Genomic DNA, 13355 nt, shown 5'->3' on the forward strand with positions numbered 1-13355 from the left:
TTAATTATATTTTGGACTGAAAATTATGTATAAAATACACCTTGCTGTTCTATCTTATGCATGGAAAGAATGGCCTTTATAACTATAGTAGTATTAGGACCAATACTCTTTGCCCATGAAATAAATCTTTCTGCATTCCAAGTAATATATTTTTTATGGTCTTCAGGTATGTGTTCTTCAACAGTACTATATTGGCCTTCTCGGCCGTGTAATTTGGGGTGGGAACAAATACGATGATTGTTATAAAAAACTTCAATTATATTACGTGTAATTCGTGCATCTACTTTATGTTTAATATATTCATAAGGAACACTATAGTTCATTTTCTCCACATTTATATGGTAATTAAATTGAACTGTGGCAATTTTCCATGTAGATAATTCATATTGAGTTTTTGGTAACGGAATAAGTGCTAATTTTTCTTCTTCAAGAAAAGTACTTAGCCTGCTTCCAGGCTTCTTTTGGAATGGCTTATTATTGAATTCATATAATTTTGAGCTTATAGCTTCATTCAATTCTCTAAGTGAAAAGAATTTTTGATGACGAAGTGCTACAATAATCCAAGTGGAGATAACACCTACAGTGCCTTCGGCATTAGGCTTATCTTTGGGTTTTCTAACACGAGCTAGAATTACTGCTGTTCCATAATGCTCAGCCATTTCATGATAAGTTTTATTTATAACAGGAGTATACCAAGATGTTCTTTACACACCTGTTTTCAAATTATCCGGAATAAGAATTCTTGTAACTCCACCAAAAAACTTATAGGCATTAATGTGGGCAGTAATCCAACATTCCTGATTTGGGGATGTAAAAGCCTCAACGTAAGCATATTGACTAGATGATAACACGGCAACAAAAATGTAGGCATTGATAATATCACTAGTATTTCTATCAACAATAGGTGATGTTTGGCCTGCCCAATCAACTTCTAATTGCTCACCAGGTTTGCGGTTGATATGCATTGTAGCTTTTGTTACATTGGCATAATCGCGATAATATTTGCAAAATTGAGTATACATAAAAGGGACTTCATTGCTCAACCTGTATGCTTCGCAATACTCATTCCAGAGTAAGCTAAGGGTTACACCACTTTTAGCCATTTCCTTGTGGATATACTCACAGTCTGGAAGTCTTCTTGAAGAAGAGAGAATTCGTTGTGGAAAAAGTTTTTAATCAACTCATCATCTGACATATCTTGAGGTAATGGCCATCCAATTCCACAAGCTTCAGCACGTTTTAAAGTCCTTGATACGGTGTTGCGAGAACACTCGCAACTTAATGCAATACTACGCTGACTAATACCTTGATTATACAATCGTAGTATTTCTCTATATCTGGTCATAATAATATGACCTCCTTTGAATTTATTTACACTAAAAATAGCTTATAAACTCATTATTGACAAAAAATATGTAGGTGAATCACCCAGCGTTAAGGTGGCTCAAATTATTCCGTGAAGGTGGCTCACTTTCAACATATCAAGTGCTCTAACAGAGCATATTATTCACTATTTTGTCAAATTCCACACAATTACCATTGTGTGGAACTCATAATCTTCAATTTTAATAATTTTATAATAATCTCTTATTATTTTTTTAACATTAAAGGAACTACTACTATACATATTAATATCAAAGCTAAAATAATTACTATTATTGCACTTTTCTTTTTAGATATCTTTGCTACTGTAGAAATTCCTATAGCCATTAATACCCATTGCCATATAGTGAATATATCATATGATTTTAATATTGTATTAATATAATTAGGATTAGTTTGTGCTGAAATATTCATCGGTTTTTTACTTATAAGCATATATAAAATTTTTATTATTAAACCTATAACTGTAGCCATATAAGCAGTAGTATAAATTGATACTACCTGTCCATATTTAATTTTGCCTTTTGCTGCTTTTATGAATAACATATATACAAAAGAAGCTATAAATATTGTTATTAGAGCAATTATTATAGTTGTTATTATTATTACTGGTATAGAAGAGATAACACTAGTGGTACTCTTTACTATACTAGCTTGATCAGAACTCATATTTTTAGTTAAATCATCATAGTATTTTTGTAAATACGGTTTAGCCATAATGCTCTGTACTGCCCCATACATAGCAGTTATTATAAGTATTATTAAGAGTTTAAGTGCATAAAATCGTTTTTTATTATATTGAGCAAAAATTTGGATTGGATGGATAAAAAAATTCTTTAATTTTTCAGTAAACGTTATATTTTCAATATTATTTGTATCTTCCATAGAAAATAACCTCCTTAAAATTATCATATATTTAATGTATAGTACTATTGTTATTAATCATTCTTTGTTTTACCATATAAATTATTTCATCATTTGAAAATCTTAAATTTATAATATTATTAATAAAAATTTCAGTAATTTTCTCCAAACTATCAAGTTTTAATTTATTTATTATATAATTATTTGATGTTACAAAATATCCTAATCCTTTTCTTTCTACATAAATAATTTCATCTAATTTAAGTTCATAATAAGCTCTAGAAACAGTATTTATATTGACTCTTAATTCATTGGCCAATTTTCGTATAGACGGAAGCTTTTCGCCTGATTTAAGTTTCCCATTTATTATATTTGATTTTATGTATTCACTAATTTGAATATAAATTGGTATACTTTTATCAAAAATCATAAACGACAACACCTTTTTCTCCTAATATTTTATTTATATATAGCTTTAATTGGATTTAAGTTTGCTGCTTTATACGCTGGAATAATTCCAAAAATTATTCCTACAGTAATAGATGTAATTGAAGATCCTAGTAATGTTCCTATTGTTAAAACAGGTTTAAATGGTAAAAATAATCCTATAATTACAGATATACCATAACCTATACTAATTCCAAGAATTCCACCAAGTACAGTAATAAAAATAGATTCAATTAAAAATTGTAATAATATAGTCTTGGGTTTTGCACCTATGGCACGTCTAATTCCTATTTCTCTGCGTCTTTCTGTAACAGATACATACATTATGTTCATTACTCCAATTCCGCCAACAAATAATGAAATTCCTGATACAATGGCAATGAATAGAGTTAATCCACCTATAATTTTTTCTATAGATTTTGTTATTGCTTGAGGATCAGCCTGAACATATTTTCCTTTTAAATCTGGATGAAGAATTTTTAATTCCTTTTGTATAGATTTAAATACAGAATTTGTATCATATCCTTGCTTAACCTTGATATCTATTGAAGAAATTGATGTATCATTTTCAAAAAGTGTCTTTGCAAAAGGAGGAATATAATCATAAGATGTAATAAGTCCAGTAGCATCTTTTTTTTGAATACCAATAACTTGAAAAAATTCACCTTTTATATTAATGCCCTTACCAATTGTTTGTTTTAAATCTGTTCCAAATAAAGAATTTGCATGATCTTCAGTAAGAATAATAACATAGTTCTTAAAGCTATCATCTTCCTGTGTAATTCTCCTTCCATAAATTAAATTTAAATTTTGTTTATCATATGTATTCATCGTTAATGATGTTTGTTTATCAAAAAATTGTGCATTTTCATTAATACCTAAAAGATTTGCTAATCCTCCAGTACTCTCACTAATTTTTTCTACTCCATCAATATTTTGCAAATCATTAAAATCACTATGTTGAAATGGTGTTGTCATGGATACAGAGTTTAAATCTTCTGGTTCAAAATTAATGGTAATTGTATTGACACTTACATTCTGTGTAGATTGATTTACTTGTGCTTTTAATCCAGCACCAATAGAAAGAATAGTAACTACAGAACTTATTCCAATTATTATTCCAATCATAGTTAAGAAAACTCTAAATTTATGAGCACGTAAACTTAAGAAGGCGCTATATATAAGTTCAAATAAATTCATATTTCATCCTCCTTACAAAATGCTCCATCTTTTAAATAAACACAACGTGTTGCATATTTCCTAAGGTCTTCATCATGAGTAACCATAATAATTGTTTTATTTTGTTTGTTTAAATCAACTAATAAATCAATTATTTGAAGACCCGTTTTCCAATCAAGGGCACCAGTAGGCTCATCAGCAAGGATAAGATCAGATTGAGTAACAAGAGCTCTGGCAATAGAAATACGCTGCTGCTGCCCTCCTGATAACTCATTAGGATAATTTTTGAATTTTTCTTCTAATCCAACATCTTTAAGGCTTTTCTTAATCATTTCAATTCTTTTACTACGGGTATATCCTCCATGATATAATAAGGGTAGCTCTATATTCTGAGCTATTGTCAATGACTCAATTAAGTGAAATTGTTGAAATATAAATCCGATATGATTATTTCTAAAAACAGATCTATCAACTTCTTTTAGTTTAGTTACATCCTGTCCTTTAAAGTCATAACTTCCTTCATTAAATTCATCAAGTAAACCTATAGTATTTAAAAGCGTTGTTTTTCCACTACCAGATTTACCCATTATGATAACAAATGAGCCTTGCTCCACACTAAAATCAAGTTTATTCAAAACATCATAATGATCTTTGCCTTGTTTATACCATTTTGATAGTCCCTTAATTTTCAGTAGTTGTTGCATTAATTGTAGCTCCTTCCTTCATTGATGATGTTGGCTTACTAATAATCTTATCTCCAAAGTTTACCCCACTTTTTACTTGCATATATGTATCATTCAACTTTTCAGTAGTAACTTCAACTTTTTTCAACTTGCTATTATTAACAACCCATACGTAATTTTTACTATTTTCATTTAAAACTGATGAAATTGGTATTTTAGGCAATTGATTTTCAGCAGTAGTAGTTCCTTGAACATGAAAACCAGGATGAAAACCATATTGTTTATCAATATCTATATATACAGGATAATAAGACACATTCGCTGATGAAATGCTTGATGATTGTGTTGCAGACGCTGTACTTGTACTTCCTTGTGTTATAGATGCTTGTATAGATTCAGTCCCAATTGAACGAATAGTACCGTTAATATCTTGAGTTGTTCCATACACAGTAATTTTAACTGTTTGACCTGTTTTTAACTTTAATACATCTTTCTCACTAACATTGGAAACTACCTGCATTTTAGGATCAGTTAAAGTTAAAATAGACTTATTTGTATCTGTATTAGTAATTGCAGTTAAAGAAATATTGCCATCAAAAGGTGCAGTAATTGTAGTATAACGATTATTCTTAATACTATCTAACTGTTTTTTTATGCTTGCCTGTTGCTGATTATTTTGATCAAGTTGTGATTGTAAAGAAGATTTTGTGGTATTAGTTGTAGTTGTAGTATTAACAGAACTATCTATTTGTGCTTGCTGTACCTGTTGTTGTGCCTTAGAGATATCGGTTAATTGTTGCTGAATTTGCTTATATGTAGATCGAAGATTTTTTAATTGATCCGATAAATTATCATATTGCTGAATTACCGTATCATTTTTATATGTAAATAATGCCTGTCCTTTTTTTACTTGTTGTTTATCTGTAACATTTATTGTATCGATAGTCCCTTTAGTTGTATCTTGCATAAAATTTTGTTGCTGTACATACTGTATTTCTCCATCTAAATATACATTTTGAGGTGATGAAATAGTATATACATTAGCTTGCATATCATTTTTTTTTCACTTTCTTTTTGGAAAGTAGTACACCCAACAAAAATTAACAAAATTACAATACTAGTACCAATACTTTGAAATATTTTATTCATGTATTCCTCCAATATATATTATTTTCTTATTTATTTTTTAATACAATTTTAACAATGATCATAATTATTATCCCTATTATTATAGATATTAGCAATGATTTAACTATATTAATATGAGTTTTAGTTATAAGTTGTACAAATATTACAGCAGTTATTATTGGTGCTATTGATTCTAAAATTTTATTTTTCATATATTCTACCATCCTTCATTAAATTTAATATATAATTTTCAATTTCTTCTGAACTTTTAAAATTATTGGTAACATTTATTATGCCATTTTGTGTCAAATATAATATTTCGTCACTTAATTTAAATGCTATATTTGAAATATGAGTAGAAAAAATTATTATACTATCTTTAATATTATGAAATATTTGGCTTATATTTTCTATTGTAATTATATCAATATCTACTAACGGTTCATCTAATATTAAAACTTTTGGTTTTGATATTAAAATGATTATTATTAGTAACTTATATTTCATTCCTTTTGAATAGGTATTTATAATATTATCCTTAAAATCTTCTATTTCAAATTTTTTAAATAAGCTATCTATTTCACAATCATCTATTTTAATATCTTTAAATTCAAGAGTTGTAATAACGAATTCTTTTCCAGTTAAAAGTTCAAAGGGTATAGGATTTTCTCCTATATACATGATTTCATCTTTTAAATCTCCATAATCAATATATCCATTATCTGCTTTATTAAATCCTGATATTATATCTAATAAGGTAGTTTTACCTATACCATTTTTACCAAATATACTATATATTTTCCCTAATGTAAATTTATAATTTATATTTTTAAAAAGAAGATTCTCATACTTTTTACTTAAATTTATTAATTCCAAGTTAATCATTCCTTTATCATTTTAATTTCCATTTAAAAAAAAAGATTACAAAAGATTCTATAAGTGCTGAAATGAATATTAAAATAGTTCCTAAAAAAAACAAATATTTTTTATTTTTTATTTGTATATTCTTAATATTTATTCCGATATATGTCGCAATGGATAATCCTAATATTTCAGTCATTCCATGAGGTATCGTTCTTATAATACATGATACAACTCCATAGTGCTCCATAAATATCAATGCAATACCAGAATACATAATAGAATTATAATAAAATAATATATATGGTAATTTATTATTTATTAATCCTACTAAAATAATAGCTACATATACTAAGAAGTTATTTATTAATATTTTAGTAAAATTTGACATAGCTATATTATCGATAATATCTTTTGAAAATTTATTATTTATGTCTATAAAAAGTACAAATATAGTAGTAAATACTGGCAAAATCCAAAAAGATAAATCGATAATAAAAATTTTTTTTATTTGTTTATTTTCCAATTTCATATATACCTCTAAATAAAAAATAATATTAAGAATTGTATTATATATAACCCTCCAGAAATTTTAGATATAATATCATCTTTATCTCTATTTGAATATTTAAGCTTTAATCCCCTATGATATATTAAAGAATTAATTAAAATATTTAATAAGAATAACATAATACCTATAAAAATATATAATAAGGATTGCAAAGAAAATTTATTTATAAAAATCAAACAAATAATGCAATGTATAATTTCTATAGGTAATAATTTTTTAGTAATATGTAAAATAACATTATTATTGGATTTAAATAGCTTTATATAATTTAGAAATTTATCTGTTAATAAATATCTTTGATTATAGTGACTAAATAAAAAACATGTACATAAGGAAATTAATAATGTTTTTTTTAATAATGTAATATTCAATATATTAATACATATCATAATTATTATCATTAAATTATATTTTGGTAAAATTTCTTTTTTAAAAAAATCAATTATGATTAGTTTTTTATAATTTATTAATTTTCTTAATGTTTTATTATTTAAATTATATATTTTATAATTATTAGACTTGCTAAATTCTTTAGCATCCTTAAAATTACCTAATATATCAAAATAATAAATAATTATATTTATTATTAAAAAAATTATATTAAAATAAAAAGAATTATAATTTGACATATATAAATAATATTTTAAATATAAATTATTAAAATTATTGAAATTTATATTTTTTATATCTAAACCTAATATAGCTTTCTCTATTTTTATTAATATAAAAATAGTTATAAGAAAAAATATTATTACAATATTTTTTATATTATTTTTTTTATTTGGTAATATAAAACTCATGTATATTAATTTTATTCTATTTATAGTTATATAAGTAATTAAACTAAAAAAATTAAATGCAAAAAATATATCGACATAATTCTTTTCTTTAATAAGTCTATGTTTTAAAACTAAATATGTAATTAATATAAAAAACAATGCTAACATTATGTTTATCGTACTATAAATAATAAGTTTATTAATATTTTTTTTTCTTTGATTATTATTGTATATACCACTTGTTAAAAATAATATCAATTTGTATTTAAAATCATATGCTATAACATTACTTTTATATATAAATGTTAAAAAAAATACATATGAAATTATTATTACTGGATAAAAATAATTCAATAAATTTTTATCTAATATAAAAAACAAAAACATGAATATTGCAGTTCCTAAAAAAGTCAAAATAATAATTGAAATTTTAAATATATCAAATATTTTTTTATTAATAATAGGTATTTCTTTTAATAATTTAAAATATATTTCTCTATATTCTAGTATTTTTCTGTATTCTAGTATCTTTTTATATTCTTTTACCACTAGAAAAACTCCTTTTTTAATTTATTTATATTTTAATATTTAACTTTTAAAAAATTAAATCCTATTGAAATCATAATATTTATTAATATATAAATAATTGCAGATTTTTTTGATATTAGTTCAATTTTAATTAAATATAAATAAAATAAACATTCTATTATTAATGCAAAGGGATTAAATAAAATAATCCAGAAATTATTTATCTTAGAAAAATATAAAAAAATTATATTTACATCTATTTGTAATAAAAAAAAGTTGAAAAAGATTGATTTTTTCTCTACACTTTTTCCAACAACAAACCTATAAATTAGTAAATTAGCACTATAGCCTATTACTACAATAAAAATACATGTTATAGCTATTAGAATACTAGTAAAATATAAAATACCTATTGTAATTTCATTCTTATTAATACTATCAATTGCTTCAATAATAGAAATAAAAACAAAAAAGAATAATAGCTATTATTTTACTCTTAATTATCTTCACAGTATGAACCGCCTCCTAAAATTAAAAGTTGGGGGAACATAATTATTATGTTAAATTAATAAGATCTAAGTCCTGGACTATTTAAAACAACAGATATTCCATATGATATAAAAATTTGTGCAAGAAACCAAGCTGCATAACCAGGTCCAAAAATAGCACCTACAGCTGCTGCAATACTTGAACCTGCTCTATATGCTCTATATACAGTCCAAGCTATTTCTAAAACTTTAGTTGCACTAACACCTAAAACAGATCCTATTAATGCTGAACCTGTTATGCTTACTGCTAATCCTATAATTAATACACTTAACGCTATTTTCCCAAATTCTTTTAAGTTTGATGTTTTAAGACTATTTTTTACAATACTTAATTCCATTTTAAATTCCCTCTTTTATTCATTTCCCCCAACAATATACATTATATCATATCATTATTATTAATAAAAGTAATTTTCATTTATTACAATATACATATTTACTACATAATATATTATAATATTACAAATTTAGTTATATATATTAAATAACTATTTGATTTTTAAAAATTATTTTAATTATTTTATTCAATAGATGTGTCATGAAATTCATTTTTCTTGCCATAAAAAAATGAATTTCACAAAACTACTGTTCTGTGAAATTGAAAATTTTCGCCAATTCAACTTAAAATCCCTTTTAACTTAGAAAATTCATCCACTCAATTAAATGTATAGAGATCAACATTTATCTCCATATATATTTCTAAATTTTAAAGTTATATATAAACTTTTACTATATCCTTTACCCTTACAAAATTTGAATTTTCTCATGATATCACATATAATAATATTAGATATAAGGCTTATAAAACACTGACTTAAGTATACAATATTAAAAGTAAGGTTAAAATATTAGACATATACGGATTAATATTTTAAGGCTATAATTTTATTATCAAACATTAGTTATTTCTTTAAAATTATAGTACTACCTAACAATTAAAAGGAGCTGATTTAAATGAAATCAGAATATAATGATTTATTCAAGTCTTTAATAGATGCTTACTACAAAGATGATTTTGATGAATTCATAAAAAAAGCACTTTCAGATTCCACTGTAAATAAAGAAGAACTTTCCAATATTATTTCTTCTTTTTGTGGAGTAGAATTAAAATATACTGATAAGGATACTTACATAAAAGATTTGAAAAATGCAATTAAGAATTATAACTCCGATCATAAAATTGTAACTAAAATTAGAGATTGTTCAGTGGATTGTGCTGATGAAAATGGCAAGACTTCTTGCCAAAAATCCTGTCCCTTTGATGCTATTTTAATTGACGAAGCAAATAAAACCTCTTATATTGATAAAGATCTTTGTACTGATTGTGGTTTCTGCGTAGAGGGATGTCCAAATGGTTCTATTTTAGACAAAGTTGAATTTATTCCTTTAGCTAATCTTTTAAAAGAAAAGCAACCTGTTATAGCCGCTGTAGCCCCTGCCATAACAGGACAATTCGGAGATGATGTCACTATAGACCAGTTGAGAACCGCCTTTAAAAAAGTGGGTTTTGCGGATATGATAGAAGTGGCTTTCTTTGCGGATATGCTAACACTAAAAGAAGCCTGTGAGTTTAATGCTCATGTAAAATCAAAAGATGATCTTATGATTACTTCTTGCTGCTGTCCTATGTGGGTGGGAATGTTAAAGAGAGTTTATAAAGATATGGTAAAATACGTTTCACCATCAGTATCCCCTATGATAGCTGCTGGCAGAGTTATTAAAACTCTCAATAGCAATTGCAAAGTAGTATTTGTAGGTCCATGCATAGCAAAAAAAGCTGAGAGCAAGAATAAAGATATTGAAGGTGATATTGATTTTGTTCTAACTTTTGAAGAGGTTAAAAATATATTTGAATCTCTAAACATAAATCCTTCCGAATTACCTGAAGATCCTTCTACAGATTACGCTTCTCGTGAAGGAAGATTATACGCACGTACTGGTGGTGTTTCTATCTCAGTAAGTGAAGCTGTAGCAAAATTATTTCCTGAAAAAAAGGATTTATTTAAAAGCGTGCAGGCAAATGGTGTTATAGAGTGTAAAAAAATACTGGAAAAAGCTCAAAATGGTGAAGTTGCTGCAAACTTTATCGAGGGTATGGGCTGTGTTGGCGGCTGTGTTGGTGGTCCTAAAGCTCTTATTCCAAAAGAAAAGGGCAGAGAAAAGGTTAATGAGTTTGCAGAAAATTCAAATGTAAAAATTTCATTAGAAAGTGATCAAATGAAAAAGATATTAAACATGCTAAATATAACTTCTGCTAAAGATTTTATGGACGAAGAAAAAATAAAAATATTTGAAAGAGAATTTTAACAAAGTATTTAGTATTTGTATAGATATATACTACCTAAAATGACAAGAATGCTGAAATATTTATATAACAGTGTTCTTGTCATTTAAATTTAAAAGTTAACATAGTTTTAAAGAAGATTAAACATTAATATTATAAAATTAATATACTAATTCATAATATATTCATAATATATTTTATAAGGTGGTGAAATTTATGAATGCTTTTTTAGATCGTATTCACAGAAAAGATGTATCTATATTAATGATTTTTAATAATTCAATAAGATGTAAGCCACTAGATATATTAATGCCTATAATTACTTATATGGGTTCTGCAGCCTTTGGAGCTATATTCTGCATCATATCTTTTTTTTACTTAAGGACGAGAATTTTAAGCATAGAAACAACTGCTTCAATTATACTAAGTTCATTAATTGCTAGATTTATAAAAATTCATGTAAGTAGAATAAGACCTTATATTACTTTAAAAAATTTATATACTAAAAAAATAGGAATAGATAATTACTCTTTTCCCTCCGGGCATACAACTGTTGCTTTCTCTATTGGTACTATAATAGCATTAAATACACCGGCTATTGGATTTTTTAGTATTTTAGCAGCCATTGCTGTTGGAATCTCAAGAATGTATCTGGGTGTTCACTATCCTACTGATGTTTTTGTAGGAATGATTTTGGGTACGCTTACTTCTCTATCCATATATTTTTTCATCTTTTAAATAACTTTTCTTTATAATATAAAAATTTCATGTTATACTTTTGAAGAGGTGATATTATGCTAAAAGATATTAAAGCTGCCATATTTGATATGGATGGTACACTTATAGATTCTATGTGGGTTTGGAATCTAATTGATGTAACCTATTTAAAAAAAAGAAATTTAATTATGCCTCCTACTCTTAGATCTGATATAGAACATCTAAGTTTTTTAGAAACAGCTCAGTATTTTAAGGATAAATTTAATTTGAGAGATTCTTTACAAGATATAATGGATGAATGGAATCAATTAGCATATTACGAATATGCTAATAATGTACAACTAAAACCTTTTGCAAAAGAATTTTTACTTAAGTTAAAATCACTTGATATAAAATTAGGGCTAGCAACAAGTAACTGTACATTTCTTTTAGAAACAGTATTAAAAAAATATGGAATATATGATATTTTTAACGCCATAACCACTACTGATGAGGTAGTACGAGGAAAGAATTTTCCGGATATATACTTACTGGCTGCTGAGAAACTCAATATTCATCCTAAAAACTGTATTGTTTTTGAAGATATATTACCTGCTGTAATTGGTGCTAAATCAGCTGGAATGAGGGTGATAGGAGTTCATGATTCCTATGCTGAACCTCAACAAAAGGAAATTATAGAAAAAGCTGATAAATACATTATTGGATACAAAGAATTAACTGAAGCGGTTTAAATTGAAATTTTAGGCATTATCAATTATCTATGATAATGTCTATTTTAATTTTAATAAAAATAAGAGTAATATAAATAGCTTTAAACAATATAATAATAACATAATACTGTATATCAGCTAGAATTTTATTAGAAATTTTAGTTTCTAAACTAATTTATTAAAATACAATCAATATTCTAGGGAGAGAGTGTTTTGTTAGTTATAATCATATTATTTTTAATACTATTAGGTACTTCTGTATATTTTATTTCTCATTTTGCTGCAATAGCTTCAATGCAAAAAAAACAACTCATGCTCCTTATGAGGGAAAATAGGAATCTAAAAAATGAGTTTAATACAAATCCAATGACAATTGACAATATTACTATATACTATACAATGCCAAAATATGCTTATGGTATTGTATCTAATTCATGTGACCTGTATATTGCTCCTATAAAAGAATATATAGTACTTTGCAAATTAAAACCTAATAAAAAACTTAAAATATTAGATTGCGCAAAAATTAATAATATTATATGGTATGAAGTAAAATTCCAATCAGAAAATAATATCAATAATAAAGGTTGGATAGAAGCAAAAAATATAATTATTTTTGAAAATAATCTTAATAATCTTCAAATGAATGAATAAATAGAAATAGTCAGCTTTA

Annotated in this window: 16 protein-coding genes; 4 read left to right on the forward strand and 12 right to left on the reverse strand. The window is 25.5% G+C overall.

Annotated features, from left to right (window positions below):
* Window positions 1-23 precede the first annotated feature (23 nt).
* From CLPA_RS21785 to CLPA_RS18405, 12 genes are all read right to left on the reverse strand, one after another.
* Complete coding sequence (locus CLPA_RS21785; RefSeq protein WP_003447609.1) at window positions 24-659, reverse strand: Mu transposase domain-containing protein; 636 nt, start codon at window positions 657-659, stop codon at window positions 24-26.
* 45 nt (window positions 660-704) lie between these two features.
* The gene (locus CLPA_RS21790; RefSeq protein ID WP_236900359.1) at window positions 705-1103 is read right to left on the reverse strand and encodes a hypothetical protein; all 399 of its coding nucleotides are present in this window, start codon (window positions 1101-1103) and stop codon (window positions 705-707) included.
* A complete protein-coding gene (locus CLPA_RS21795; RefSeq protein ID WP_236900360.1) occupies window positions 1085-1345 on the reverse strand; it encodes a helix-turn-helix domain-containing protein in 261 nt (86 codons plus the stop codon). The genes CLPA_RS21790 and CLPA_RS21795 overlap by 19 nt, the downstream gene beginning before the upstream one ends.
* A 245-nt stretch (window positions 1346-1590) precedes the next feature.
* Complete coding sequence (locus CLPA_RS18365; protein ID WP_003447612.1) at window positions 1591-2268, reverse strand: Yip1 family protein; 678 nt, start codon at window positions 2266-2268, stop codon at window positions 1591-1593.
* Between the two features lie 31 nt (window positions 2269-2299).
* A complete protein-coding gene (locus tag CLPA_RS18370; protein ID WP_003447614.1) occupies window positions 2300-2677 on the reverse strand; it encodes a GntR family transcriptional regulator in 378 nt (125 codons plus the stop codon).
* A gap of 29 nt (window positions 2678-2706) precedes the next feature.
* Window positions 2707-3894 carry an ABC transporter permease gene (locus CLPA_RS18375; protein WP_003447615.1) on the reverse strand — a complete coding sequence of 396 codons (1188 nt, stop codon included), beginning with the start codon at window positions 3892-3894 and terminating at the stop codon, window positions 2707-2709.
* On the reverse strand, window positions 3891-4577 hold the full coding sequence (locus CLPA_RS18380) for an ABC transporter ATP-binding protein (protein WP_003447617.1): 687 nt from the start codon (window positions 4575-4577) through the stop codon (window positions 3891-3893). Before CLPA_RS18380 ends, CLPA_RS18375 begins: the two co-directional genes overlap by 4 nt.
* Window positions 4555-5607, reverse strand: a complete 1053-nt coding sequence (locus CLPA_RS18385; RefSeq protein WP_003447619.1) for an efflux RND transporter periplasmic adaptor subunit — start codon at window positions 5605-5607, stop codon at window positions 4555-4557. The genes CLPA_RS18380 and CLPA_RS18385 overlap by 23 nt, the downstream gene beginning before the upstream one ends.
* Window positions 5608-5731: 124 nt before the next feature.
* Entirely contained in the window at window positions 5732-5896 is a 165-nt protein-coding gene (locus CLPA_RS21280; protein WP_155760402.1) for a hypothetical protein, read from the reverse strand.
* Window positions 5886-6560 (reverse strand): ATP-binding cassette domain-containing protein, encoded by a 675-nt coding sequence (locus CLPA_RS18390; protein WP_003447621.1) that lies wholly within the window; start codon window positions 6558-6560, stop codon window positions 5886-5888. The genes CLPA_RS21280 and CLPA_RS18390 overlap by 11 nt, the downstream gene beginning before the upstream one ends.
* A gap of 16 nt (window positions 6561-6576) precedes the next feature.
* A complete protein-coding gene (locus tag CLPA_RS18395) occupies window positions 6577-7077 on the reverse strand; it encodes a stage II sporulation protein M (protein WP_003447623.1) in 501 nt (166 codons plus the stop codon).
* Window positions 7078-8988: 1911 nt separating this feature from the next.
* Window positions 8989-9309, reverse strand: coding sequence for a hypothetical protein (locus tag CLPA_RS18405; protein ID WP_003447630.1), 321 nt, complete (start codon window positions 9307-9309; stop codon window positions 8989-8991).
* A gap of 616 nt (window positions 9310-9925) precedes the next feature.
* Here CLPA_RS18405 and CLPA_RS18410 point away from each other — a divergent pair.
* The 4 genes from CLPA_RS18410 (at window position 9926) to CLPA_RS18425 (ending at window position 13336) form a co-directional block, all read left to right on the forward strand.
* Entirely contained in the window at window positions 9926-11278 is a 1353-nt protein-coding gene (locus tag CLPA_RS18410; RefSeq protein ID WP_003447632.1) for a [Fe-Fe] hydrogenase large subunit C-terminal domain-containing protein, read from the forward strand.
* A gap of 193 nt (window positions 11279-11471) precedes the next feature.
* On the forward strand, window positions 11472-11993 hold the full coding sequence (locus CLPA_RS18415) for a phosphatase PAP2 family protein (RefSeq protein ID WP_003447635.1): 522 nt from the start codon (window positions 11472-11474) through the stop codon (window positions 11991-11993).
* A 56-nt stretch (window positions 11994-12049) separates the two neighbouring features.
* On the forward strand, window positions 12050-12703 hold the full coding sequence (locus tag CLPA_RS18420; RefSeq protein WP_003447637.1) for an HAD family hydrolase: 654 nt from the start codon (window positions 12050-12052) through the stop codon (window positions 12701-12703).
* A gap of 192 nt (window positions 12704-12895) precedes the next feature.
* Window positions 12896-13336, forward strand: coding sequence for a hypothetical protein (locus CLPA_RS18425; protein ID WP_003447638.1), 441 nt, complete (start codon window positions 12896-12898; stop codon window positions 13334-13336).
* Window positions 13337-13355: the final 19 nt, after the last annotated feature.

Source organism: Clostridium pasteurianum DSM 525 = ATCC 6013 (assembly GCF_000807255.1).
Lineage (GTDB): Bacteria > Bacillota > Clostridia > Clostridiales > Clostridiaceae > Clostridium_I > Clostridium_I pasteurianum.

What these genes read in the sequence shown, in the direction of transcription:
- CLPA_RS21785 (WP_003447609.1), bottom strand. Translation starts at nt 659, where the DNA reads ATGGCTGAGCATTATGGAACAGCAGTAATTCTAGCTCGTGTTAGAAAA.
- CLPA_RS21790 (WP_236900359.1), bottom strand. Translation starts at nt 1,103, where the DNA reads ATGGCTAAAAGTGGTGTAACCCTTAGCTTACTCTGGAATGAGTATTGC.
- CLPA_RS21795 (WP_236900360.1), bottom strand. Translation starts at nt 1,345, where the DNA reads ATGACCAGATATAGAGAAATACTACGATTGTATAATCAAGGTATTAGT.
- CLPA_RS18365 (WP_003447612.1), bottom strand. Translation starts at nt 2,268, where the DNA reads ATGGAAGATACAAATAATATTGAAAATATAACGTTTACTGAAAAATTA.
- CLPA_RS18370 (WP_003447614.1), bottom strand. Translation starts at nt 2,677, where the DNA reads ATGATTTTTGATAAAAGTATACCAATTTATATTCAAATTAGTGAATAC.
- CLPA_RS18375 (WP_003447615.1), bottom strand. Translation starts at nt 3,894, where the DNA reads ATGAATTTATTTGAACTTATATATAGCGCCTTCTTAAGTTTACGTGCT.
- CLPA_RS18380 (WP_003447617.1), bottom strand. Translation starts at nt 4,577, where the DNA reads ATGCAACAACTACTGAAAATTAAGGGACTATCAAAATGGTATAAACAA.
- CLPA_RS18385 (WP_003447619.1), bottom strand. Translation starts at nt 5,607, where the DNA reads ATGCAAGCTAATGTATATACTATTTCATCACCTCAAAATGTATATTTA.
- CLPA_RS21280 (WP_155760402.1), bottom strand. Translation starts at nt 5,896, where the DNA reads ATGAAAAATAAAATTTTAGAATCAATAGCACCAATAATAACTGCTGTA.
- CLPA_RS18395 (WP_003447623.1), bottom strand. Translation starts at nt 7,077, where the DNA reads ATGAAATTGGAAAATAAACAAATAAAAAAAATTTTTATTATCGATTTA.
- CLPA_RS18405 (WP_003447630.1), bottom strand. Translation starts at nt 9,309, where the DNA reads ATGGAATTAAGTATTGTAAAAAATAGTCTTAAAACATCAAACTTAAAA.
- CLPA_RS18410 (WP_003447632.1), top strand. Translation starts at nt 9,926, where the DNA reads ATGAAATCAGAATATAATGATTTATTCAAGTCTTTAATAGATGCTTAC.
- CLPA_RS18415 (WP_003447635.1), top strand. Translation starts at nt 11,472, where the DNA reads ATGAATGCTTTTTTAGATCGTATTCACAGAAAAGATGTATCTATATTA.
- CLPA_RS18420 (WP_003447637.1), top strand. Translation starts at nt 12,050, where the DNA reads ATGCTAAAAGATATTAAAGCTGCCATATTTGATATGGATGGTACACTT.